The organism is Burkholderia sp. BCC0397 (genome assembly GCF_902832865.1).
In the GTDB taxonomy this organism is placed as follows: Bacteria; Pseudomonadota; Gammaproteobacteria; order Burkholderiales; family Burkholderiaceae; genus Burkholderia.
In genome coordinates, this window is the sequence record NZ_CADFDL010000002.1 from 198,511 (window position 1) to 221,764 (window position 23,254).

General features: G+C 63.3%; 27 protein-coding genes. 16 read left to right on the forward strand and 11 right to left on the reverse strand.

Features of this window, described 5'->3' with window-relative positions:
* Positions 1 to 408: 408 nt before the first annotated feature.
* The 3 genes from HWX03_RS05980 to HWX03_RS05990 all read right to left on the reverse strand — a co-directional run bounded on the left by HWX03_RS05980 (position 409) and on the right by HWX03_RS05990 (position 2,867).
* Entirely contained in the window at positions 409 to 813 is a 405-nt protein-coding gene (locus HWX03_RS05980) for a hypothetical protein (protein ID WP_175871128.1), read from the reverse strand.
* 169 nt (positions 814 to 982) lie between these two features.
* Positions 983 to 2,221, reverse strand: coding sequence for a dicarboxylate/amino acid:cation symporter (locus tag HWX03_RS05985; RefSeq protein ID WP_175870661.1), 1,239 nt, complete (start codon positions 2,219 to 2,221; stop codon positions 983 to 985).
* The gene (locus tag HWX03_RS05990) at positions 2,205 to 2,867 is read right to left on the reverse strand and encodes a GntR family transcriptional regulator (RefSeq protein ID WP_175870662.1); all 663 of its coding nucleotides are present in this window, start codon (positions 2,865 to 2,867) and stop codon (positions 2,205 to 2,207) included. Before HWX03_RS05990 ends, HWX03_RS05985 begins: the two co-directional genes overlap by 17 nt.
* Positions 2,868 to 3,015: 148 nt before the next feature.
* Between HWX03_RS05990 and HWX03_RS05995 the strand changes: the two genes are divergently transcribed.
* Positions 3,016 to 3,480, forward strand: coding sequence for a GNAT family N-acetyltransferase (locus HWX03_RS05995; RefSeq protein ID WP_175871129.1), 465 nt, complete (start codon positions 3,016 to 3,018; stop codon positions 3,478 to 3,480).
* Between the two features lie 939 nt (positions 3,481 to 4,419).
* Entirely contained in the window at positions 4,420 to 5,586 is a 1,167-nt protein-coding gene (locus HWX03_RS06000) for a porin (protein ID WP_175821475.1), read from the forward strand.
* Between the two features lie 71 nt (positions 5,587 to 5,657).
* On the opposite strand, the gene gcvA is transcribed toward HWX03_RS06000, so the two are convergent.
* Entirely contained in the window at positions 5,658 to 6,590 is a 933-nt protein-coding gene (gcvA, locus tag HWX03_RS06005; protein WP_175870663.1) for a transcriptional regulator GcvA, read from the reverse strand.
* Between the two features lie 138 nt (positions 6,591 to 6,728).
* On the opposite strand from gcvA, the gene HWX03_RS06010 reads away from it, so the two are divergent.
* Both HWX03_RS06010 and HWX03_RS06015 read left to right on the forward strand, forming a co-directional pair.
* The gene (locus tag HWX03_RS06010) at positions 6,729 to 7,949 is read left to right on the forward strand and encodes an MFS transporter (RefSeq protein WP_175820975.1); all 1,221 of its coding nucleotides are present in this window, start codon (positions 6,729 to 6,731) and stop codon (positions 7,947 to 7,949) included.
* Positions 7,946 to 8,842: an oxidoreductase gene (locus HWX03_RS06015; protein WP_175870664.1), complete on the forward strand. Its 897-nt coding sequence runs from the start codon at positions 7,946 to 7,948 to the stop codon at positions 8,840 to 8,842. Before HWX03_RS06010 ends, HWX03_RS06015 begins: the two co-directional genes overlap by 4 nt.
* Before the next feature lie 135 nt (positions 8,843 to 8,977).
* Here HWX03_RS06015 and HWX03_RS06020 read toward each other — a convergent pair whose 3' ends face one another.
* Positions 8,978 to 9,577: a DJ-1/PfpI family protein gene (locus HWX03_RS06020; protein ID WP_175870665.1), complete on the reverse strand. Its 600-nt coding sequence runs from the start codon at positions 9,575 to 9,577 to the stop codon at positions 8,978 to 8,980.
* 449 nt (positions 9,578 to 10,026) lie between these two features.
* Here HWX03_RS06020 and HWX03_RS06025 point away from each other — a divergent pair, with 449 nt between their 5' ends.
* Positions 10,027 to 11,184, forward strand: coding sequence for a DUF4382 domain-containing protein (locus tag HWX03_RS06025; RefSeq protein WP_175870666.1), 1,158 nt, complete (start codon positions 10,027 to 10,029; stop codon positions 11,182 to 11,184).
* Positions 11,185 to 11,498: 314 nt separating this feature from the next.
* Here HWX03_RS06025 and HWX03_RS06030 read toward each other — a convergent pair whose 3' ends face one another.
* The 3 genes from HWX03_RS06030 to HWX03_RS06040 are packed head-to-tail and all read right to left on the reverse strand — an operon-like array spanning position 11,499 to position 14,130.
* Positions 11,499 to 11,960: a chromate resistance protein ChrB domain-containing protein gene (locus HWX03_RS06030; protein ID WP_175820971.1), complete on the reverse strand. Its 462-nt coding sequence runs from the start codon at positions 11,958 to 11,960 to the stop codon at positions 11,499 to 11,501.
* Between the two features lie 14 nt (positions 11,961 to 11,974).
* The gene (locus HWX03_RS06035; protein ID WP_175820970.1) at positions 11,975 to 13,147 is read right to left on the reverse strand and encodes a chromate transporter; all 1,173 of its coding nucleotides are present in this window, start codon (positions 13,145 to 13,147) and stop codon (positions 11,975 to 11,977) included.
* A 20-nt stretch (positions 13,148 to 13,167) separates the two neighbouring features.
* Positions 13,168 to 14,130, reverse strand: coding sequence for a chromate resistance protein ChrB domain-containing protein (locus HWX03_RS06040; RefSeq protein ID WP_175870667.1), 963 nt, complete (start codon positions 14,128 to 14,130; stop codon positions 13,168 to 13,170).
* 249 nt (positions 14,131 to 14,379) lie between these two features.
* Between HWX03_RS06040 and HWX03_RS06045 the strand changes: the two genes are divergently transcribed.
* From HWX03_RS06045 to HWX03_RS06080, 8 genes are all read left to right on the forward strand, one after another.
* Positions 14,380 to 14,682 (forward strand): hypothetical protein, encoded by a 303-nt coding sequence (locus tag HWX03_RS06045; RefSeq protein ID WP_244107235.1) that lies wholly within the window; start codon positions 14,380 to 14,382, stop codon positions 14,680 to 14,682.
* Between the two features lie 275 nt (positions 14,683 to 14,957).
* Complete coding sequence (locus tag HWX03_RS06050; RefSeq protein ID WP_174386760.1) at positions 14,958 to 15,161, forward strand: cold-shock protein; 204 nt, start codon at positions 14,958 to 14,960, stop codon at positions 15,159 to 15,161.
* Between the two features lie 241 nt (positions 15,162 to 15,402).
* Positions 15,403 to 15,558: a hypothetical protein gene (locus tag HWX03_RS06055; protein WP_174432596.1), complete on the forward strand. Its 156-nt coding sequence runs from the start codon at positions 15,403 to 15,405 to the stop codon at positions 15,556 to 15,558.
* Positions 15,559 to 15,955: 397 nt separating this feature from the next.
* A complete protein-coding gene (locus tag HWX03_RS06060; protein ID WP_174386758.1) occupies positions 15,956 to 16,240 on the forward strand; it encodes a hypothetical protein in 285 nt (94 codons plus the stop codon).
* Between the two features lie 47 nt (positions 16,241 to 16,287).
* Positions 16,288 to 16,497, forward strand: a complete 210-nt coding sequence (locus HWX03_RS06065; RefSeq protein WP_175870668.1) for a hypothetical protein — start codon at positions 16,288 to 16,290, stop codon at positions 16,495 to 16,497.
* 32 nt (positions 16,498 to 16,529) lie between these two features.
* Entirely contained in the window at positions 16,530 to 16,742 is a 213-nt protein-coding gene (gene rpsU, locus HWX03_RS06070; protein WP_174432599.1) for a 30S ribosomal protein S21, read from the forward strand.
* A 9-nt stretch (positions 16,743 to 16,751) separates the two neighbouring features.
* Positions 16,752 to 16,958 carry a hypothetical protein gene (locus HWX03_RS06075; RefSeq protein ID WP_174386755.1) on the forward strand — a complete coding sequence of 69 codons (207 nt, stop codon included), beginning with the start codon at positions 16,752 to 16,754 and terminating at the stop codon, positions 16,956 to 16,958.
* A 73-nt stretch (positions 16,959 to 17,031) separates the two neighbouring features.
* On the forward strand, positions 17,032 to 17,346 hold the full coding sequence (locus HWX03_RS06080; protein WP_174432600.1) for a hypothetical protein: 315 nt from the start codon (positions 17,032 to 17,034) through the stop codon (positions 17,344 to 17,346).
* 120 nt (positions 17,347 to 17,466) lie between these two features.
* On the opposite strand, the gene HWX03_RS06085 is transcribed toward HWX03_RS06080, so the two are convergent.
* Together HWX03_RS06085 and HWX03_RS06090 are read right to left on the reverse strand one after the other, a co-directional pair.
* Positions 17,467 to 18,399: a LysR family transcriptional regulator gene (locus tag HWX03_RS06085; RefSeq protein ID WP_174432601.1), complete on the reverse strand. Its 933-nt coding sequence runs from the start codon at positions 18,397 to 18,399 to the stop codon at positions 17,467 to 17,469.
* A 78-nt stretch (positions 18,400 to 18,477) separates the two neighbouring features.
* On the reverse strand, positions 18,478 to 19,452 hold the full coding sequence (locus HWX03_RS06090; protein WP_175870669.1) for a quinone oxidoreductase: 975 nt from the start codon (positions 19,450 to 19,452) through the stop codon (positions 18,478 to 18,480).
* Between the two features lie 173 nt (positions 19,453 to 19,625).
* Between HWX03_RS06090 and HWX03_RS06095 the strand changes: the two genes are divergently transcribed.
* The 3 genes from HWX03_RS06095 (at position 19,626) to HWX03_RS06105 (ending at position 21,909) form a co-directional block, all read left to right on the forward strand.
* On the forward strand, positions 19,626 to 19,928 hold the full coding sequence (locus HWX03_RS06095; RefSeq protein WP_175820965.1) for a metalloregulator ArsR/SmtB family transcription factor: 303 nt from the start codon (positions 19,626 to 19,628) through the stop codon (positions 19,926 to 19,928).
* Positions 19,929 to 19,989: 61 nt separating this feature from the next.
* Positions 19,990 to 20,988, forward strand: coding sequence for a zinc-dependent alcohol dehydrogenase family protein (locus tag HWX03_RS06100; protein WP_175870670.1), 999 nt, complete (start codon positions 19,990 to 19,992; stop codon positions 20,986 to 20,988).
* Positions 20,989 to 21,174: 186 nt separating this feature from the next.
* Positions 21,175 to 21,909 (forward strand): ABC transporter substrate-binding protein, encoded by a 735-nt coding sequence (locus HWX03_RS06105; protein ID WP_175870671.1) that lies wholly within the window; start codon positions 21,175 to 21,177, stop codon positions 21,907 to 21,909.
* Between the two features lie 55 nt (positions 21,910 to 21,964).
* Here HWX03_RS06105 and HWX03_RS06110 read toward each other — a convergent pair whose 3' ends face one another.
* Positions 21,965 to 23,224 (reverse strand): aminotransferase class V-fold PLP-dependent enzyme, encoded by a 1,260-nt coding sequence (locus HWX03_RS06110; RefSeq protein WP_175870672.1) that lies wholly within the window; start codon positions 23,222 to 23,224, stop codon positions 21,965 to 21,967.
* Between the last annotated feature and the right edge of the window lie 30 nt (positions 23,225 to 23,254).

Here is a 23,254-nt window from a genome sequence, read left to right on the forward strand (position 1 = left end):
GTCATTGGCTGGCGGGATGCATGGGGAAGCAAGCGCTCGGCTCGGCGGTGCAGAACCACCCGGCATTGAGGACGAGTGATCTCCCCAGGGCGCCTTGATGCGCTCCGCTCGCCTTGCGCTCGCGTGAACTGACTCCGGACGTCTTCGCTCGACGGGGACTTCAGCGCGGCACGCCTCTCCTTGATCGGAGGGCGTGCAGCAAACGAACCGATGCGATCGGCTCAATGAATAAAAAGCGCTGGCCGATGAACTGACCAGCAAATTGGTTCTGGCGATCCGAGGTTGATGTGTGCCAGAACCATGTGCGTTGAACGGCGTACGCGTATAGACAGACGGGCATGTCAAACGATCGGCCCCGCCGATCGGGACTCCCCGGCTCGAGCCTGCACGACAATCTGTGATCGCAGTTTAGGCCAGGCTAACCGATGCGACCAGGTCTGCATCCACGCCCGTCAACCTGAACGCATCGACGAGCTTCGGTACTTCCCATGTTGCGATCATCGCTTCAGTCGGCAGATAGTCAGGATCGGCGGACGCAACCCCGACCCACACGCCCTGGGACACCTGCCTGCCATGGAGATAAAAGTGCAGCTCCCGGCCAGCGCGTTCGCACGTACACCTGATTCTCTCCACCGATTGGCCCAATCTTCTAATCCGTGCGACCTGGTTGCGATCCAGCTCGAACATGGCACTCATCACCCCGTCGCAATCGACGATACCGATCATGTTGCTGTCATCGGTGAATGTCCACGACGGATGCGGCGTGCCCAAGCGCAGCATGAAAAAATCTGCGGATTCTGAACCAATCATCATGTTTCTCCTGCAACGATACGCCGTTCTACTAACTGTAAATTGATAAAGACGCTCGCTCATCCAGTCTCGTCTCCTCGTCGTGCCTGGATGCTCGAGTGGACGTACGCCAGCGTCTTGCAATGGGCACACGCAACCTTGAAACGCGCAGCGCCCGTCGCTTCCGGAGCACCTACACGCTCGCCTGACGAGTCACGGGCTCTGCGGCCATACTGTCCGAACCGGACAGCCTCACCGCAACAGCAGCGGCCGCCGTGCTTCCGTAGACGTTGAGGGCGGTTCTCCCCATGTCGAAAAAGGCGTCAACGCCCAACAGCAGCAGCACCGCATCGGCCGGCAACCCGATCGACGTGAGCACGATGGTGATGGCGACGATCGCGCCGGAGGGCACATTGGCTGCGCCGTCGATGGTGATGATCGTCAAGATCAAGATCGTGATCACCAGCGGCCAGGACCAGACAAGGTGATAGGCGTCGGCCAGATAACCGACCGCAAGGGCCGTGTAGAGCACCGCGCCGTCGCGATTGAAAATATAGGCCAGCGGCAAAATCGTGGACGCCACGCCGTAGGGCACGCCCAATTCAACCAGCTTCTTCAGGTGCAACGGATAGGTAATTTCAGACGAACGCGTCGTGAAACCGAGGATCAGTGGTTCCTTCACCTTCCTGAGCACGGCGAGCGGCGACTGACCGGCGACGCGAATGACGATGGTGAGTACGACCGCCAGAACCGCCATGCCGAGATAGGCCACGCCCAGAAGCTCGACAAGCGAGTGCGCACCCGCAAAGCCCTTGGCTGACAACAACTGCGCGATCGCGGCGAAGATCGCGAGCGGCGACCATGCGATCACCCACTGGATCATCTTGAACAGCCCCGACAGCAGCGCCTCGAAAACGGCGATCGCAGGCTCGGCACGCTCCGGCGCAGCCGACAATGCCGCGCCGAAAATGACGCCGAAAACGAGCACCGGGAGAGAATTCCCGGCAGAAAGCGCAGCGACGATGTTGGCGGGGATCAGATCAACGAGGAATTTCGTCCAGTCGATGCTGGACGCGAGCGCTGCGGGCATCGATCCAGAGTGAGTCACGCTTGCCCCGAGACCCGGTCGAAATACGAAGTTGAGCAGCAGGCCGAACGATGCAGCCAAGCCAGTCATGAAAACGAAGAAGCCGATACTGGACAGGGCGACCTTTCCGAGCCGCTCGCGAAGCCTGCCCGCACGAAAGACCCCGACCGTGACCGACAGGAAGATCAACGGCATGACGACCATCTTGATCGCGTGGCCGAACATCGTGCTCAGAAAGCCCAGCTTCGCGGCAAAGCCTGGCGCAAACACGCCGCAAGCGACGCCCAGGACCAGTCCGCCAAACATTTGCATCGGGAGGGAAAGCCCTTTATTTTTCGTGTTCATGCCGTGCCTTTAGCAGTTTTATTCGTGCCGGCGTACCGTCAACGATGTGATTCCACATATGCTGACGTGCAAGCTCGCCGTCGTTCGCTTCGATTGCGTCAAAGATATTCAGGTGCTCGATCGTGCCGCGCCGAACGGTTTCCGCGTCGCCGCGCGGGATTTCGTTCAGGGCCAGGGTCTGGGCCCGCAATAGACCATACGCCGATGAGATTCGTACGTTCCGTGCGGCAGCAAACAACTCTTGATGAAACACCCAACCGATACGTTGCTCGAGCATGATGTCCGAGACGTCTCGGTCAACCAGTTCCTGCATTTTTGCTGCCGCCTCGCAAAGACCTGCCGTTACGCCCGATCTCGCTGCAAGAAACGCTGCGGTACTCTCCAGGGCCAGCCGCATTTCAAAAATTTCGCGGAGATCGCTGGTAGTCGGCGACGCGACATAGGTGCCACTCTTTTCGATCACGACGACCAGCCCTTCGGACTCGAGCAAATGCAATGCGCTGCGCACCGGCATTTGGCCGAAACCCAGTTCGTCCGCCAGACCTCGGTGGGATACTTTCTGCCCAGGCGCAAGGCGGCCGTCAAAGATCCTCGACCGGATCTCGTCGTAGGCCAGTTCTGCATCTGTCGAGACTTTCGACGTCATCTGTGATCGCAGTTAGCGTATGATTCAAAAACGAAACTGATAGGAAATTACCCTTACTGGCCATGCCCGGCAACTGCTAATTTTGCGAGTAGGCATGCCGAAAGAGAATTGGAAGAAAATCTGCGTCACGAAGAGAGCCGATAATTATATGACTTCACAAGATGTGCGCTTTACCATCTGCGCCGTCCGTGCGGAAGAAACCTATCCCCTCAGGGCCGCAGTCTTGATGGCTGGAGATGAAGAGGGAAGCGCTCTACACGGAGACCACGCCCCAACGACAATGCATTTTGCCGTTCGTGACAACGAGAATATCGTTGCCGTGGCATCGGTGTGTAAAGAAGAGCAATCCGGCGTTTCGAACGCTGAAGCGTGGCGCCTTCGCGGCATGGCCGTCCATCCGTCGGTACGTGGCCTGGGATTCGGACGCCTGCTGGTCAATCTGTCCCTTCGCCATGTCCGCGAACAGCATGGCACCCTGCTCTGGTGTACGGCGCGCGAATCGGCATACCAATTCTATGAAATGCTCGGCTTTGATCGCGATCCGATACCGATTTCAATGCATGGCCGCGACGATATGAAATTCTATCTAATGCAGCGCAAGATCGAGGGCTGATTTCGGCTGCGACCGACGCTCGATCGCAATCGGGGGCCGATACCAGGCGCTGGCTGCCGGCCCGGAAACACCCGTTCCCCAGCATCCGCATTAGCCGGTTCGCCCGCGCGCAGATCGAGATCGCGGGCGACGACGGCTGTCGCAACGCCTGCGTCATTCAGCGCACCGCCGAACAGTAGCGCCATTCGCTTGTCTCGCGAGTTTCCGGCCAATATGGACGGATATTCAACAATCGCCTTTTCCGTTTCGATTATTGCAATCCGGGAGCAAATGAAACGGTTACCAAGAACGAACCTTGGCGACCGATTTTCAGCGATGAATCTCGACTTGTCGAACGACCGAATTCGGCCGGCGCTACGCAATCAACGAGACCTGCCAATCGATACTTTCCTCTCTGATTATCGGTCGTCGTGGCGGCCCCTGCAGTTGGATATCGCCCTCACACCCACCTAGCCCGCATTCGCTTACCGTTGCCGACATCATCAGCGTGATGGCGCGGACTTCGGTAACACGTCGTCCTGCCAATTCTTATAAGGGAAATCCCGTAAGGCGCCCAGCAATCAGACGAGATTAACTTATATCAAACAAATTTTGACGGGAATTTATGTTCCTGATATGGTTTTTACACTTGCAAAGTGCGGCCAGGCTGTATTGGCGCACGTCGCCAGTAGCTGAACCGGACGCTTGGTCAGTCCGCAAGGATGGCCGGTATTTCCAGCCCGTTTTTTGTCGAAGGTGGAGCATGGTCCGGTTTCGCCAACGGAGCAAGGAAAATTGTAAGGATCACGAAATGAGCGAATTTGGCATGCCGATTTGTAGAACATGACGCCGGCCGTTGCGACCGAGACGACGCGCAGGCCGTGCGCCGTCACCTGCATTCGAATACGAAAAAAGCCGCTTCAATCCATCCCGAAACCCACTCCTGACAGTGAAATGCAGATGAAAAACAAAAAAATCAACATCAGCGTTATCGCTGTTGCCGCCTTCGCAGCATCTTCGGCAGCAATGGCACAGTCGTCCGTCACCCTGTATGGCATGCTCGATGCAGGTATCGGCTACACGTCGAACATCAATGGCCACAGCAGGTTCGGCCTCGATGGCGGCGCCGCGGGTTCGAACAAATGGGGCCTCAGGGGGCAGGAGGATCTCGGCGGCGGCCTCCAGGCGGTATTCAAGATCGAGAATGGTTTCAACATCGCGACAGGCGGCATAGGCGGCCAAGGGCCGATCGGCTCCACGCGTTCGCTGTTCAACCGCCAGGCTTACGTGGGCCTCGCGTCCAATCAGTACGGCGCGTTGCGCATGGGGCGCCAGCTCGACGCCGTGACGGAAATGGTTCAGGTCCTGACGGGTGACGCCATTTCGGCGTCGACCTTCTCGACGCCGGGCGACGTCGACAACAACGACAACACGACGAACCAGAACAACGCGGTGAAGTACATTTCGCCGATCATCCACGGCTTCCAGGCTGAAGCCGCGTACTCGTTCGGCGGCGTGGCCGGTGCAACGGGTTCGGGGCAATCGTGGTCGGCGGCCGCGACCTACGCTCAAGGCGGCCTGACGGTCGCCGGCGGCTACTTTCGTGCGGCCAACCAGGGCGAGAACGGATGGCTGAACGCAACCGCCCAACCGAGCTTCGGTGGCGCGCTCGGCTATCCGAGTTCGGGCTACAACGGCGGCAATGCGTTCAAGAGCGCGGGCATCGCGCAAGTCGCCGCGCAATACGAGGTGGGTCCGTACACGGCCGGCTTGCGCTACTCGAACGCCCAGTACAAGGGCAACGATGGCCAGCCGTCGATCCACTTCAACGTGCTGGGTGCGCTCCTGCAGTACCGGGTCACGCCGGCGCTGTCGCTGGCGACGGGTTACACGTATGTCTACGGTTCCGCAGCGACGCCCACGCAAGCTGCCGAAGGTCGCACGATGGCCTCGATCCACCAGATGTCGCTGGGCGCAACGTACTCGCTGTCGAAGAGTACCGCGCTGTACGCGATGGGCGCCTACGTCCATGCCAAGGGCGCGCAGGCTTCGGCTGCCGACTTTGGCAACACCTCATCGGGTGGCAACCAGGTTCAGGTCAACATCGGCATGTTCCACGGCTTCTGATCGCCGACGCGCAAATCCGGAGTAGTGGCCGCACTACTCCGGCGTTGTGCCGCGGCATCTGATCGGCGAACCTAGCCACCCTCCTGACTCGCCATGCCTTCCATCCACGCCTCGAACGCGGACACGGCCGCATCGTCGGCGCGATCGGCGTTCGTCACCAGCATGTAGTCGTCGGCACGCCACGCAGGCGATGCGATGGGACACACGAGGCGCCCCTCGGCGAGATCGCGCCCGATCAGCGGCAGCGACGCCAGCGCCACGCCGAGCCCCTCGAGGGCCGCGCCAAGCTGAAGATTCACGTGATCGAATTCGACATGGCGCGCGGCCCGCAGATCGGCAGCGCCCGCTTCCTTCAACCAGTGCGACCACGCGGAGCGCGTCGTGGCCGAATGCAGCAGCGTGTGATGGCGCAGGTCGGTCACGCCCTGTATCGGATGCTGGCGCAGCAAGGCGGGATTGCAGGCCGGCACGCGCAGGTCGGGCATCAACGGGCGCGACACGACGCCCGCGCCTTGCTCGGGACCGGAGCGAACACCGATATCGAAAGCGTCGGCGACATAGCGCAGCTTGCGCGATGTCGTCGACACCCTGACGTCGATGTCGGGGTACCGCGAATGGAAATCGGAGAGCCGCGGCAACAGCCAGCAAAGCGCAAAGCTCATCGGCACGTTCACCCGCACGACGCCCGATATCCGGTGCGTGAACGGGTTGTGGCGCAGCCGCACCACCGCGGTACCGAGGCGCTCGAACGCGTGGCTGACGTCATTCAGCAATGCGGCCCCTTCGTCGGTCAGCACGACGCCGCGCGGACGACGGTCGAACAACGGCAGGCCGAACCAGTCCTCCAGCAGCCTGATCTGTTTCCCTACGGCCCAGTGGGTGACGTGCAGTTCCGCCGCTGCACCGGCGAAGCTGCCGTGCCGCGCGACCGCATCGAAAGCGCGCAGCGCATTGAGCGGGGGCAACTCGTCCCGGTGCTTCGCGGCACCTCGGCTTTCGTTCATGACGTGACTTTTTCTCTCTGTTGACGGGATTTTAGCTCAATTGAAATGGCTGGCATCCCGGTCATAAAATTGACACGTCGAGCCTGAAAACCATACCGCGAGCGGCTTCCATTCACCGCTCGTACGGAGAGAATGACAATGCGCTTGCCGGTTTTTTCCCCTCCCGTCGTGCCGGAGACTGCGCCATCGCGGCCGCGCGTGCTGTGGCTGTCCTGCATTGCGCACGCCATGCACGATGGCTATACGGACATGATCTACGCGCTGCTACCCGTGTGGCAGTCGGAATTCGGGCTCGACTTTGCGGCCCTGGCTATCCTGCGCGGCATCTATGCCGGCACGATGGCGACGCTGCAGTTGTCCGCCGGGCGTCTCGCGCAACGTCTGGGCAGCCGCGCGACGCTCGCAATCGGTACGCTGCTCGCCGCGCTCGGCTATGCGCTCGCGGGCATGTCGGGTGGACTGCTCGGGTTGGGCGTCGCGCTGGCGATTTCGGGCGGCGGATCCAGCACGCAGCATCCGATCGCATCGGGCGCCGTCTCCCGCATCTACGGGCGCGACGCGAGAGGCCCGCTGAGCATCTACAACTTTTCCGGCGATCTGGGGAAATCAGCGCTGCCGGCCGCCATTTCGCTGCTCGTGACCATGATGCCGTGGCGTCATGCACTATGGATCGTCGCCGGACTGGGCTGCGTCGTGGCCGCCGTCATCGCGCTCTGGTTTCCCGCCGTGCCACGCGGCGCCGGAAAGACGCCGGCAAAAGAGCAAGCGTCCGCTCAACGCGATGGCGCGGGGAGAAGCGGATTCCCCGCGCTGTTTTCCATCGGCGTGCTCGATACGGCCGTACGCATGGGACTGCTTACCTTTCTGCCTTTCCTGCTCAACGCAAAGGGCGTCTCGCCTCAACTGCTGGGAACGGCCCTTGCACTCGTTTTCATTGGGGGCGCGGCCGGCAAATTCATGTGTGGCTGGCTCGGCGCGCGCATGGGTACGGTGAGGACGGTGCTGCTCACGGAGGGCGGTACGGCTGCGTGCATCATCGCGGTGATATATCTCCCGTTGGCGCTTACCATGGTGCTGCTGCCGATCCTGGGCATGATGCTCAACGGCACTTCATCGGTGCTGTACGGAACCGTCCCGGAGATGTCCGCGCCCGAGCGCACCGAGCGCGCATTCGCGATTTTCTATACTGGGACGATCGCCTCGGGCGCGATATCGCCCGTTCTCTACGGTTTCCTGGGCGACAGGATCGGCGTGCACGGCGCCACGTATGCGACCGCGTTGACCGCCCTGGCGATTTTTCCGCTCGCCCTCGCCCTGCGCCCACATCTGGCAGATGACTCAACAGGAAGAACACCATGACGAAGTCTGACTACCCGACCGTCGCCCTCATCGGCCCGGGCGCAATCGGAACGACCGTCGCCGCGGCCCTTCACGAAGCCGGCCGCACGCCGGTGATCTGCGGCCGCTCGGCGCACGAGCAGCTGACGTTGCGCTTCGATGGCGGCGAGATCGTCGTGCCCGGGCCCGTGCTGACCGATCCGCAAGCGGTCAAGGAAAAGGTCGATCTCGTGTTCGTCGCGGTCAAGGCGACGCAGGTGGCGAGCGCGGCGCCCTGGGTCGCCGCGCTATGTGATGCGAATACCGTCGTCTGCGTGCTGCAAAACGGCGTCGAGCAAAAAGCCGCCTTCGCACCGTATGCGGCCGGCGCCGAGGTCGTGCCGTCGGTCGTCTGGTTTCCGGCGCAGCGCGAATCGGGCGCGTCGGTGTGGCTGCGGGGCAAGCCTCGGCTCACCCTGCCCGATACGCCGGCGAGCAACGTGGTGGTCTCGGCTTTGCGCGGCACGCGCTGCTCGCCCGAGGTGGCGGAAGATTTCATCTCGCTCGCGTGGCGAAAGCTGTTGCAGAACGCCGTGGCGGGACTCATGGTGCTGACCGGCCGCCGCGCCGGCATGTTCTCGCGAAGCGACATCACCGAACTGTCGCTCGCCTACTTGCGGGAATGTCTCGCGGTCGCGCGTGCGGAAGGCGCGAAGCTGGGCGATGAAGTGCCGCAGGAAATCGTCGATGGATTCCATGGCTTTCCGCCCGATCTGGGAACGTCGATTCTTGCCGACCGGCAAGGCAATCGCCCTCTCGAATGGGACTGCCGGAATGGCGTCGTGCAGCGATACGGACGAACGCATGGCATTCCGACGCCGATCAGCGATCTGGTCGTGCCGCTTCTCGCGGCCGCCAGCGACGGGCCGGGCTAGTAACGAGGAACGCGCTATCCAGCCCGATCAGCGTGAATCCGCGCCGGAGATGACGCCGGTGAAGAATACCGCGGCGGCCTGTCAGCTCGCTGATCGCGGCTCACTGCGATGGAGGCTACGCCGTTTCCCGTCGAGCTACGGCAAGTAAGGCTTGATGTTCGTCAGTGCGCGGGAAACATACTCGTCCTTCTCCCCGACTGGTGCGACGTAGTGCAGCGCGCTCCGCGCAGCGTCCTCGCCTTCGAGGCGCGCAATGAGCCACGCGGCCAGATACGGCGAAGCAAAGCAGCCACCCGCCGTGGCGACGTTACCTTGAGCGAAGAACGGCTGATTCAGGACATCGACGCCAGCTTCGATCACCCAGGGTTTGGTCGTGAGATCCGTGCAGGCCGGGATTTTGCCGAGTAAGCCGAGCTTCGCCAGAATCAACGTGCCCGAACATTGTGCGCCGATAAGCTGCCTGGCAGGGTCGAACTCGAGTTGCTCCATCAGTGCCGCGTCATTGACGACCTCCCGGGTTTGAATACCGCTCCCGATGATGACGGCATCGGCCGTGCAAGCGTCCGCCAACGTCGACTGCGCCTGCACGGTTACCCCGTTCATCGACGTGACGGAAGGCTCCGGGCAAGACAGGGTCACCCGCCAGCCGGGCTTCCTGATTCGATTGAGCACGCCGAGCGCAATGAGGGAGTCGAGCTCGTTGAAGCCCTGGAAGGTCACGATCGCGATGTGCATGGGACACCCTGTCTCCGGTCAGTCGAAGCATCTTGCCAGATTGCCGTCACCAACGGCTCTGCTTTGCCGACAACTCAGTGTTACAGCCAGCAAGCCGCCTGCCCTGATGGTCGACTTCATGCTGGTCCATCCGGGCCGCGGGCAAACTCGCGCTGGCAAAGCAATTTCTCGCCGTCAGATGAACACGCCACCCACCGCCGCAGCTACACCGACGTCACTCCAATCATGCAGCGGTACCTGCTGGCGTAAGACGCTGAGATAGATCTCTGCGCCAAAAGCGCCACTAACGTATGACAAAAGCGCTTGTCCCGCTTCGTACGAAGCAATTCCGGTAAAGATTTACCAATCGAACAAATTGTTACCGTCCGTTTCAAAGAAACCCAAATAGTGAGCTACGGGGCCGCTATTCTTCCGTCACCCACAATAACGATCCCACTTGGGGGTGACATATGAACAACATCATCAAGAGCGCCCTGTGCGCCGCCTTCGTCCCATTCGTCCTCGCGGCTTGCGGCGGCGGCGACGACGGTGGCGGCACGCAAACCGGTACGCTGCACGTCGCGATGACGGACGCGCCATCGTGCGGCTTCGATCACGTGTACGTCACCGTCTCGCAAGTCCGTGTCAACGCCAACGCGAACGCCGCCGACAACGACGCTGGCTGGTCGACCGTTGCCCTCGCGACGCCGCAGAAAATCGACCTGCTGTCGCTGACCAACGGCGTGCTCGCCGATCTCGGCCAGACCGCGCTGCCCGCCGGCCAGTATCAGCAAGTTCGGCTCGTGCTCGCGCAGAATCAGGGCAACACGCTCGCGAACTCGGTCGTCCCGACCGGCGGCGCGGAACAGCCGCTCGCCACGCCGAGCGCGACGCAAAGCGGCTACAAGATCATCCAGCCGTTCACGGTCCAGCCCAACACACTCGTCGATCTCGTGCTCGACTTCAACGCATGCAAGTCGATCGTCCAGCGCGGCAACGGCTCGTATGCGCTGAAACCGGTCGTCACCGCGGTCCCGACCGTCGTGAGCGGCGCGATCTCCGGTTACGTCGCATCCGCCGAAGCCGGCGCGACCGTCTATGCCGAACAAGGCGGCAAGGTCGTCCGCGGCACGGTGGCCGACGGTTCCGGGAAGTTCGTGCTGTCGCCGCTGATCCAGAGCTCGACGCAGGGCAACTACGATGTCGTGATCGTGCAGAACAACTTCGCGTCGGGCATCGTCCGCTCGGTTCCGGTGGTCGTCAACACGACCACGGCGGTGTCGGCATCGACCGCACCGATCACGCTGCCGGCCTCGACGATGAGCACCGTCAGCGGTACGGTGACGGCGAGCGCGAACGCCTTCGTGCGCGCGCTGCAGACGATCGACGCGAACGCCTACGAGATCACGTCGATCAACGCGAACATGGACACCGGCGCCTATGCGCTGTCCGTGCCCGCCGCGGCGCCGATCGTCGGCACCTACTCGGGTTCGCTGCCCATCGCGCTGGCCGCAGCGCCGGCCGCCGCGGGACAATACACGATCGAAGCCGACGCGGCGTCGGGGGCGACCCAATCGGCAAACGTCAACGCAACGACCAGTCAGTCCAACGTCAACTTCAGTTTCTGACGCGCTGACGGCATCATCGAGGGCCGCACGGCCCTTTCCTTCCAACGGGAGAACGAAGTGAAAAAAGGGGTTATCGCATGGCTCGCAGCGGTGAGCATGGTAGGTGCGCTCGGCGGCTGCGTCGCCTATGTTCCTGGCCCACCGGTCGTGGTCGCGCCGCAAGGCGGGCCGGGAAATGGATTCTGCCCGCCGGGGCAAGCCAAGAAAGGCAACTGTTGACGAAATGCCCGCGCATCGCGGGCATTTTTTCATTCATCGCGCAAACAACCCGGCGTCCACGCCGGACGGCTCGACGAATCCCCTTCTCCGCGTCGTCACTCCGCCATCTTCGGCGGCCACGCATGGCCTTCGGCCTGACAATTCCTGCACCACGCATATAGCGCGTCGTACATGACGAGGCCGTGCTCCAGCATCTCGTGATCGTCGGGAAACATGTCCGACAGTCCGAGCGAAATCGCATAAAGCCCGCTGGACTGCGGCGTCAGGTCGAGCCGCGAGGTATCCGCGCCGCGAATGATGCAGGCCATGTGCTGCAACGCCTGATCGTCGGCCAAACCATATTTGTCGAGAAACGCGTCGAAGCTGCATTGCTCGCCGACGTGCGTCAATTCCACCCCCGGAATGTCGTACGGGATCGCACCCGTCTCGTCGGCGATCCGCAGCACGTCGCCCGGCGGGACGTACAGAAATTCGGGCGTCTCGTCGATAAAACGGGCAATGAGCCAGGGACAAGCGACCCTGTCGATTTTCGGACGTTGTCGCGTAATCCATTGCATGGCAGCCTCCACGGTCAGTGATGCAACAGCGGGTACACGATCAGGCCCATCACGGCGGCGGCGCCCACGACCACCGGCTCCGACAGCTTCTTGAACCTGACCAGCAACACGATCGTCGCGAGCGCCATCAAGGCGGTGGGCACGTCGACGATCGAACGTCGGGCCAGCACGATCACCGACCCCGTGATCGCGCCGACGGCCGCGGCCGTTACGCCGTCGACGAATGCCAGGATCGCCGGCAGCCTGCCGTATTTCTTGAAGTACGGGGCCGGCAACACGGTGAACAGATAGCACGGCAGGAACGTGCCGGCTGCCGCCACGCACGCGCCGGGCAGCCCCGCCACCAGATAGCCGATGAAGCCGACCGTGATGACGACCGGGCCCGGCGTGATCATCGCGACCGCCACGGCGTCGACGAACTGCTTCTCGTTGAGCCAATGGTGCTCGGTGACCACGCCGCCATAGAGGAACGGCACGATCGCGAGCCCCGAGCCGAACACGAAGGCGCCGGCCTTCGCAAAGAAGACGGCGAGTTGCGCGAGCTGCGGCCAGTCGACGATGCCAAGCCACGCGCCGGTGGCTGAGACGGGCAACGCCACGACCGCATTGACGCGCCGCTGGCGTAACCACCTGGGCGGCGAGCGCGTGAACCAGACGAGCAGGCCGGCCGCGAGAAACAGCCACGCCGCTTCCGATTCGGTGATCACCGTCACGGCGACCAGCGCGAGATAGATCGCCCACAGCAGCTTGTCGCGACCGATGCTTTTCACGGTCAGCTTGCGCGCGCTGATCGCGATGATGCCGATCACCGCCGCGCCGACGCCGTAGAACACCGACTGCATCCACGTCAGCCCGCCGAATCGCGTGTATGCGTAGCCGAGCAGTACCACCATCAGAAACGACGGCAGCACGAACGCGATCCCGACCATCGTGGCGCCGACGATCCGGTAGTGCACGTAGCCGAGATAGATCGCCAGTTGCGCGGCAAGCGGGCCCGGGGCGAGCTGCGCGAGCGCCAGGCCTTCCTTGTAGTCCGCGTCCGCGATCCATCGGCGCGTGTCCACGAGATCCCGATGCATGTAGCCGGCGAGCGCAACCGGCCCGCCGAAACCCGTCGCGCCGAGCCACGCGAAGTACAGGATCAGTTGCCACAGCGTATAGGCCGGGCGGTCGCGATGTGTATTCATGTTGCGGGCGGGCAGCAAGGTCAGGGTTTTCGATTGCCACGGAAATGCACGTACAACGAATCGAGTACGGCGCCGATCTCCATCAGCAACGCATCGTCGTCGGCAAGACGCTTACGGGCACCCGCGAGAATGGCCTCGAATCCGCCGGCTTCCGGCACGGCGGCGGCGCCCACATCCAGCGCATGCACCATCGCCCCCAACCGGACGAGTCCGTCGTTGTCGCCGAGTCCAAAGCTCGCGACCAGCACCTCGAACGACACGCGATCGCCCACATGCGTGAACGGGGCGCCGTCGAAATCGAAGCCGAGCGCATCGACCGGACAATCGGCGAGGTTTTCCAGCCACACGAAGCGCGCATGCGGATCGATGAAACGCCGAATCAGCCACGCGCTGGCGACGCGATCCACCCACAGGTGACGGCGCGTCGCCCACAGCCTGCCCTGATACTGCGCCGGGTCGCGACGCGGGATGCCGCGTTGAGCGGCATGCGGCTCGCCGGGCGAGCGCAACGCTTCGATCGCGGCGGTGAAATCCCGCCATTGCGCATGCGCGCGCAGCGAGGTTTCTCCGGGAAAGAAATCGACGCTTCGAATGGCCTCGTACGTACGAGCGTGGCGGCGTTGCAGGCGATTGAGATCGGCACCCGCCAGATCGGGCAGCGTCTTGCGGGTCTCCGAAAGCTCGGCAAGCCAGTCCGCGTAATCGCCCGCGCGATCGAACAGCGACTTGTACACGCTTTCGTCCGCCGGATCGTCCGCGCGGACGTCCAGCAACCACGCCTGCCCTTCGCCGTTACGCGCGTCGTCGGCGAGATCGCGCAACTGCGCCGCCTGCTCGGCATGCGCCGGCAACAGGTATGCACCGTCCCGCAGCGCGCCGCAGCCGAGCGCCTTGACGGTACGCCAGATGCGCATGCGGGCAGTCGCGCCGGAGGTCGGCAGACTGACGATCAACAGGAGCCACGAAGTCGGGACGGAATTCATGAAGGCAGCATAATTGGCCGTCACGAACCCTGCAATTCAGTAGATATCGCTACAACGTTTCGGCAGCAGGCAGCTCCCGACCGAAACCGGATACGTGACCGACGCTACAGGACATCGTTACGATATCCTGCGAATCGAGCGGTTCAACGCATAAACTGTAAGCACGCCACGGCGAACTCCCGTCGATCCATCGCACGCCTTTCCCGACACCGCTCTGAATGCAGCTGGACGGCAAACGCAGGCCCGCACATGAAACCGCCCCAACCAATGACAATCGATCCCGGCTCCATTCCTTACTATCTCGTCCTTCGGGCCGGCTGGCCGCCCTATGTGTTGAATTCGGATCGTCAAGTGCTCCGCCGCCAGGCGAGTCCGCTATTGCTGGCATTCGCGCGCACGCGCGGAGCGATCGCACATGTCGACGACAGCGCGTGGAACGTCTTCTCCGACAGCGAGGGGCTCACGGTAGTCGAACGTCGCGAGACCGGGTTCTTTTCGTTGGTCGCGGGAAACGAGACCGAACGTCAGCTGCAGTTGCTGACGACCCTCTGACGTCGCCGCCGGAGCCTCGCATCGCACGGCGCGACGTGCATGCCGGCAAGCGATCGGCGCCGACCGAAGAAGCTTCACGCGTTCTGCCCCCAGGGCCGAAAGCGCTTGACACATTTCCTGGCGACGCGTACTGTCGGCCGCAGAAGTATTCAAGAAGCGCGATTGCTGCTCATCATCGACCGCAGCCTGCGGTATTCGTTGTCCTCTCCCTCCTTGATTCTTTTTTCCTCGTCCATTCGGGGCACATTCGCTCGTTCATTTTCAGGAGATCTAACATGGATACCGGTACCGTCAAGTGGTTCAACGACAGCAAAGGCTTCGGCTTCATCACCCCCGATAGCGGCGGCGACGATCTGTTCGCCCACTTCTCCGAGATTCGCAGCGACGGCTTCAAGACCCTCGCGGAAGGTCAGAAAGTCAGCTTCGAAACGAAGAACGGCCCCAAAGGCCTGCAGGCATCGAACATTACCCCGCTGTAATCGCTGAACCGTCAGTCCCGTTCACGGAGCGGCACATCGCTGCCGCTTCACGTGCCACGCCCTCGGTCGCAGGCAATGCGACTCGACGCAGGCGCGGCCGTCCGCTTCGCATCCGGCCATCGACCCTGTGCGTATGCCGATACCCGAACATCGGTCGCCGCGCGCACGTTCAATCGCACGAGCGCGATCGCCGCGCATCGTGCTCACCGAACCGCGCAAGTGGCATAGCAGGAGAACCCGCATGACCCGAAGCCAGCCTCGCGGCAACAAGCCGCCCCCGCGTGCCAAGCAAGCCATCACCCTGCCGAAGCTGGGCACCGCATTGAACTGGGTGCCGCCCCAGCCGCCCGCCGACACGAAATCGCGCGCGAAGAAACGCCCGCTTGCTGCGCAATAACGCGCGTGGAACCGGGCGATGTGCTCGATGAAGTCCTTCCCGACAGCAGATTCCGCGTGACACTGGAAACGGTGTGACGGCATGACGGTCGCCGCGTACGGATCGGGATGCACGCGCCGGCACCGTGTCCGCGATCTGGCCACACGCCTGTCGCACCATGTGCGGTGCGTCCCGGAATAAATTGGACGTTCAACAAACGATGCGCGTATGATGGGTTCATCCGAGCGATCAGCCGTCCTTTGACCGTTCGCCCTCCACCCGCCCGCTTGCTGCATCGCCCCTCCTTCGCGCTGCAACGTTGTCCCCTTCACCCACTGGCCCGCCCCCCCCAAACGGGAATACTGGCCGGATGTGTTCGCCCATGTGACTCGTCATGGCCGAACGCCAGGAGTTTCTCATGAGCATGCACGTCTACCGTGGATTCGAGATTTATCCACTGATTTACCCTCACGTGCCGGCGCTGAATGGCTGCCCGCATAACTACGACGCCGGGTTCGACGCGGCAGTCAAGATTTGCCTTCGCGGCAGCACCGATACGCTGACGCAGAGTCAGACTTTCAGATTGGGCGACGCATCCCCATTCGACAACGCCGGTGACGCCCGTCGTGCGTCGGTGCGCTATGCCGAGAACATCATCGACGACAATCGCGACAAGCAGGGGTTCTTTTCCAGCCCGAGCTGAAGCGGCTCGTCAGGGCAACACCCATTTTCGGCATTTTGGAGGGCGAAATGATCATCGACGAACTGCTCGGCTTGATCAGACGACATGAAGTGACCCGGCTCGATACTGTCGTCCCCGCCGGAATCGCCGATTCAGCGATGTGCCACCAACCAGAGCTGCACATGTTCATCGCGGTACGTGCGTTATCGATCGGAGCAGGATATTCGGAATTCGAATCCGACGAGATAGCAAGCGCCGTCATGACACGGCTCGGCTAGCTTTCCGTTCAAACCTTTCCGACAGGATCTACATGACGACAATTACGCTGAAGCTCAACGAACCGATCGATGTCGCGCTGCGGCGATTCCGACGCGACATCGAGAAAACCGGGCTGATTCGCGAGTTGCGCAGTCGCACCGGCTACGAGAAGCCCACGACGGAACGCAAGCGGAAAAAGGCCAGCGCCGTTTCCAGACAGCGCCTGAGGGCAAAGCGCATGTTGCCGCCCCGCAAAATGTACTAGGAGAACATCGTGCACAACATGCCGGCCGAGGCGCCTCCGTTCTTCCCCCTGACGAAATGCGAAGTCGATTTCGATCAACAGAGCGACATGGTGACACTGCTGCCGAGCTTCTATGCATTCGGGTGCGAGTACACCAGCCGCGGGTTGCTGATCGGGCGGAGCGATGCGTTCAAACTGATTGCTGCGATCGAGAAGGCGCTCAGCGTTAAGGGGTGAGCCGACACCGGCGCAATCGCAAGTATCGACCCTCACAAGACGGACTATGCGCGGCCGGACCAAGTACGTAGATTTGCTCTACTTCCTCGTTGTCATGCAACTCGTCACCCGCAGGCAGACGCGCGAGTGGCTTTCACCCTTCCAGCTCGTCGAATCGCTGCAAGCGTGGCTGGTTATCCATCGCGCGAAATGCGAGTGGCGCGATCGCGTCTGGATAGGCCACGCTTCGCTTCAGATCGCGAAATTGGCCCGCCCGGCCGACAGCGCCGCATTCGCGGAACCGCTCGCGAATGCCGAACCGGCCCCGACGCCCGCTTCGCCGGACGCCCTGGCGGATCGGTCGAGCCTGCGAATGAAATGCATCCGTTACCTTCGCGAGCATGTCTGACCTTGACCACATGCAATCCGGCAACGGCTACCGACATGCGCGCCTCGATGCGTCGCCGGCCCTGTCGCTGATCGTCGACGCACTGCGCCATCGGCGCTAGCGAGTGGACCGTCTCCGGCTCTATCGCGCGCCGCCCCGTCGCCACGGTGCGCCCTGCGAAAACGCCGCCTCGATCCACTGTTTGAATGCGGTTGTCGTCGCAGCGCTGTACTTCGCCGACGGACGAACCAGATAGACGCCCGCGGCGTCACCCAGCTGCCAATCCGGCAATACTCTCGTCAACTTGCCGGCGTCGATGTCCTTCATCATCAGCCAGTCGCCGCCCGCGAGAATCCCCAGCCCGAGACGCGCCGCCGACAAAAGCGCCTCGTTGTCGTTGCTGACCATGCCGCAACGTGCCTTGATCGCGTGTTGCTCGCCGCCCCGCGTCAGCTTCCACTCCGGGTACGTGTGCAGTCCCGTAAAGCCGAGGCAATTGTGCGCGGCCAGATCGGCGGGCGCTGTCGGCGTTCCATGCCGCTCCAGATACGCAGGCGCGGCGGCCAGGATGCGGTGGTGATCGCACAGCTTCCTGGCAATCAGTCGACTGTCCGACAGCTCGCCGATCCGGATCGCCGCGTCGAAACCCTCTGCGACGATGTCGACGAAACGCTCCGAATATTCGACGTCCAGCACGACGCCCGGATAAGCCATCGCGAATTCCGACACGATCGCGCTCAGCCAGATGCGCCCCATCGCCGCCGGCAACGCGATCCGCAGACGCCCCCTGACCTGGGCCGCGCCTTGCGCCGCGTCCTGCTCGGCCTCGGCAATCAGGCCAAGCGCATGACGCAGGCGCGTGACGAGGCGCTCTCCTTCGGCGGTAAAGCGCAGTTGCCTCGTGGTGCGTTCGATCAAACGTATGCCCAGACGGTGCTCCAACGCGCTGAGCCGCTTCGAGAGCACGGTCGGATGACGTTGCAACGCGCGCCCGGCCGCGGCAAACGAGCCATGCTCCCACAGCGCCAGCAGCGTTGCCCGCTCATCCGCCTGTCGACTATCGAGAAAATCCATGCCGCTTTCGGGCCTCGCAAAATCAGTAGCACACTGTGTCCGGCGGCGACCCGGGCGAACAGGCACGTGGCGGCCCGCTCAGGGCGTGAGCACGATCGCGCCTTGCGATCGGCCGTGCTCGAGATCGGTATGCGCATCGGCCACGTCGGCCAACGGATAGCGACGCCAGACGCGCGGCTGGATGATACCGTCGGCGATCGCCCGCAGGACCTCCTGCGCCCGCTCCTGATATTCGTCGGGCGTCGCCGTGTGCGCGGCGAGCGACGGCCGCGTCAGGAACAGTGAGCCCTTCGCATTGAGCACACCGACTTCGACGGCAGGCGGCGCGCCGGACGTCATCCCGAACGACACCAGCAACCCGCGGGGCCGGAGGCTGTCCAGCGACGCGTCGAACGACACGCGACCGACGGGATCGTAGACGACATCGACCTTTTTGCCGTTCGTCACGTCGGCCACCCGGCCGGCCAGCGTGGCCGGATCGAACACGATCACCTCGTCGCAACCCGCCGCCTTCGCGCGCTCGACACTCTCCTGCCGCGAAACGACGCCGATCACGAAGGCACCGAGCCCCTTCGCCCACGGCACCATGATCTGCCCCAACGCACCCGCTGCGCCGTAAAGCAGCACGTTCGAGTTCGACCCGACAGGATAGGTCGTCTTCAGCAGGTATTGAGCCGTGATGCCCTTGAAGAGCACGGCCGCCGCTTCGTCGAAGCTCAGGTCATCCGGCAGCTTCACGAGCCGGTTGGCAGGATAGAGGCGGCCCGTCGCGTACGCACCGAGCGGACCGGTCGCATACCCGACCCGGTCGCCGACCTTGACCGCGGTCACGCCCGGACCGATCGCGGCGACCTGGCCCGCCCCTTCGAGACCCAGACCTGACGGCAACGCGATCCGGACGGCACCAGTCCGTTGACTGACGTCCAGCGGATTCACGCCAATCGCCGCCTGCTCCAGCCAGACTTCTCCCGGCCCCGGCTGTTGCACGGCAGCCTGTTCGATACGCAATACCTGGGGCCCGCCCGCTTCATGGATGCTGACCGTACGTACCATCGTGATCTCCCGGTGTGGTGTCAGCGTAGTTTAATTACGCGAATGCGGAGCACCAGTCGCACAAATTGCAGCTTATATCTGCATTGCATGCATCAATCGGTGCGTCCGGCGTGTCACGCAGAGGCGGCCAGCGGTCGTATTGACATATCGGTAAATGTCGATATGATCACGCCATGGAATTGCTCGACATCTTCAAAGCCCTCTCGAACCGGACACGCCTCGAAATCCTGCGGGGTTTGAAGGATCCCGAGAAGCACTTCCCGCCGCAGGACGAAGGGGACGTTCACACGGTGGGCGTCTGCGTCAGCAGCATTCAGGAAGGCGTCGGGCTGTCGCAGTCGACGGTGTCCGATTATCTTGCGACGCTGCAACGCGCCGGCCTGGTCGAAGTCCGGCGCATCGGCCAGTGGACGTACTACAAGCGCAACGAAGCGGCCATCCGTGCGCTGGCCGAGAGCATCGGCACGGAGCTGTAATTTTTTACCCCAATATATCGATAATTCCCGATATCCCTTTTTATCGAAACGAGGACATGCAATGAAAGCAATGCGACTCAAGTCATTTGGCGGTCCGGATGCGTTCGAACTGTGCGATGTGCCCACGCCCGTGCCGCATGCGGGACAAGTCCTGGTCCGGGTACATGCGACCTCGATCAATCCGCTGGATTACCAGGTCCGACGGGGCGACTATCCGGACCTGGTGCCGCTGCCCGCCATCACCGGGCATGACGTGTCCGGCGTGGTCGAAGCAGTCGGGCCGGGCGTGACGAGTTTCTCGCCGGGAGACGAAGTCTGGTACACCCCGCAAATCTTCGACGGGCCCGGCAGTTATGCCGAGTACCACGTCGCGGCCGAACGCATCGTCGGGAAGAAGCCCGCGTCGCTGAGCCATCTCGAGGCGGCCAGCCTGACGCTGGTGGGCGGAACGGCGTGGGAAGCCCTGGTCGTGCGGGCGGCGCTCAGGGTGGGGGAAAGCATTCTGGTGCACGGCGGCGCGGGCGGCGTCGGCCACGTGGCGATCCAGCTCGCCAAAGCGATCGGCGCCAGGGTGTTCACGACCGTGCGCGAAGCCAACTTCGCGTTCGCACGAAGCCTGGGCGCCGATGGGGTCATCGACTACCAGCACGAGGACTACGTCGACGCGATCATGCGGGAAACGGGCGGCCGCGGCGTCGATGTCGTGTTCGACACCATCGGCGGCAACACGTTGTCGCGCAGCCCCGACGCACTCGCCCAGCTTGGCCGCGTCGTCACGATCGTGGACATCGCGCAGCCGCAAAACCTCCTTCACGCGTGGGGCAAGAACGCGAGTTATCACTTCGTCTTCACGCGGCAAAACCGCGGCAAGCTCGACGAGTTGAGCGCGTTGGTCGAGCGCGGCCAGCTGCGGCCGCACGTCGGCGCCGTCTATTCGCTTGCCGATATTCCGCTCGCCCATGCCCGGCTGGAGCGCCCCGACAACGGCATTCGCGGAAAAATCGCGATTGCGGTCGAACCGTCCGCGCATCTCGCTGCCGACCGGAGCCGGAACGCATAGCGGGGCCGTCATGCGGCTCCGGACAGGGTGCAGCGGCCGACCACGGGGCCGCGCGCCGGCGCGACGTTTCGGCGCCGGCACGCCCCGCGACACGCTCCACCCAACGCCCGGGTGATAAGCTCGACATCGACGCGCTGTCGCGCATCCCGTCACCCTACCGACCCCACGCCGCCCACGAGTCCGCTCATGCCCATCGCTCCCGCTGTCGTCTCCGCCTTCACCCCCACCGGCAAGCTCCGCGCATCGATCAACCTCGGCAACCCGATCCTCGCGAACCGCGACCCGGCAACGGGCGAACCGTTCGGCGTATCGATCGACCTCGCCCGTGCATTCGCCGAGCGCCTGTCGGCCGACCTGGAACTCGTGGTGTTCGACGCTGCCGGCAAATCGGTGCAGGCGCTGACCGACGAGCGCGCCGATTTCGGCTTCTTCGCGATCGATCCGCTGCGCGGCGAAACGGTCGCGTTCACCGCGCCGTACGTGCTGATCGAAGGCTTCTATCTCGTGCCGGACGCCTCGCCGATCCGCACCAACGCGGACGTCGACCAGCCGCACAATCGCGTGACCGTCGGCAAGGGCAGCGCGTACGACCTGTTCCTCACCCGCGAACTGAAGGCCGCGCAGATCGTGCGCGCCCCGACGTCGCAGGCCGTCGTGTCGACGTTCGTCGAGCAGCAGCTGGAAGTGGCGGCCGGCGTGAAGCAGCAGCTCGAAGCCGACGCCGCGAAAACGCCCGGCCTGCGCCTGCTCGACGAGCGCTTCATGGTGATCCGGCAGGCGATGGGCGTGTCGAAGAGTCGCGGCGACGCGGCCGCCGCGGAACTGGCCGCATTCGTCGAGGACATGAAGGCGTCGGGCTTCGTCGCCGATTCGCTGCGCCGGCACGGCATCACGGGCGCATCGGTCGCGCCGGCAGCCTGATCGAAAAGTCGCGCCGGACGCGACACGGCCCGGATGATCCGGGCCGGGTCGTCGATCAGCGGTGCGCCGCGAGCGCTTCGGTGATCGCGAGGAATCGCGCGATATCGTCCGGCGCGTGACAATGGAGCGGCGAGATCCGCACCGCGCCGGCGAGCCCGAACGATTTCAGCATCCGGCCCGAATACAGGCTCGATGCGACGCGCTCATAGACGATCACACCGTGCTTCTCGTATTCCCGCACCGCCTGCGTCGGTTCGAGATGCGCGAAGCCGATCCCGACGATCAGGTCGCGCTTCGTCAGGTCGTCGTGATCCCAGTAGACGTCGACGCCGTCGATCGCGCGCAAACCGTCGAGCAACGCGGCGAGCAGTGCGCGTTCATGCAGTTCGATCCGGTGCATGCCCTCGACGAACAGCGTGCGCCGGTCGTCCGAATCGATGAAATACCGGCCGATCCAGGCCACGTAATCGACGATCGCCGACACGACCGCAAACTGCGCGGGCGCCGGGCTGCCGAGTTCCCATACGCCGCTCTCCTTCGCGGCGAGCCGGTGATGCGGCAACGCGGCCGCACGCGGCGACAGCCACGACATGCCCGAGCCGCGGCATCCGAAGAACTTGTACGGCGCGAAGTTGATCCCGTCGACCGGCGTGCGCTGCAGGTCGATGATCCCGTGCGGCGCATGCTGGACCGCGTCGACGACGATGAACAGATCGGGTTTCTTCTCGCGCGCACGCGCGACGATCGTCTCGATGTCGAATTTCGCGCCGGAGATATTCGATGCGAACATCACGCTGAGCAGCGCGGTATCCGCGTCCACCAGCGACACGATCGCATCGACGTCCACGCCGCCGGTCTCCGGGTTGCTCGGCGCGATGCGCAGCGTCTTGCCGGTCCGTTCCGCGTAATACGTCATCGCGTCGTAGGACGACGGATGCTCGAGCACGGTCGTCACCGCATTGGTGCCCGGCACGTTCTCCATGATCGCGCGCACCATGTCGAACATCGCGCCCGATGCGGTCAGCGACGCATACACGGTGCCGCCCTGCGCGTTCAGGATCGTGCGAACGTCGTCCTCGCCGCGCGACTGGATCGCCTGCAGATCGAGCGCGCGCGCGTGGATGCGCTCCGGGCAGTCGGGCAGCGCATCGACCCGTGCGTACGCGTCCACTGCCGCCTTCAACCGGAACGACCCGCCCGCGTTGTCGAAGAACAGCCGCTCCCGGCCGTCGACGTCGCGATCGACGTGATGAAAGCGCGACTTGATCTGCTGCATCAACGCGTCGGGAAAAAGTGCCCCACGGGAACTGCTCATCTTCGATGCTCCTGTTTGCTTCGGAATGTT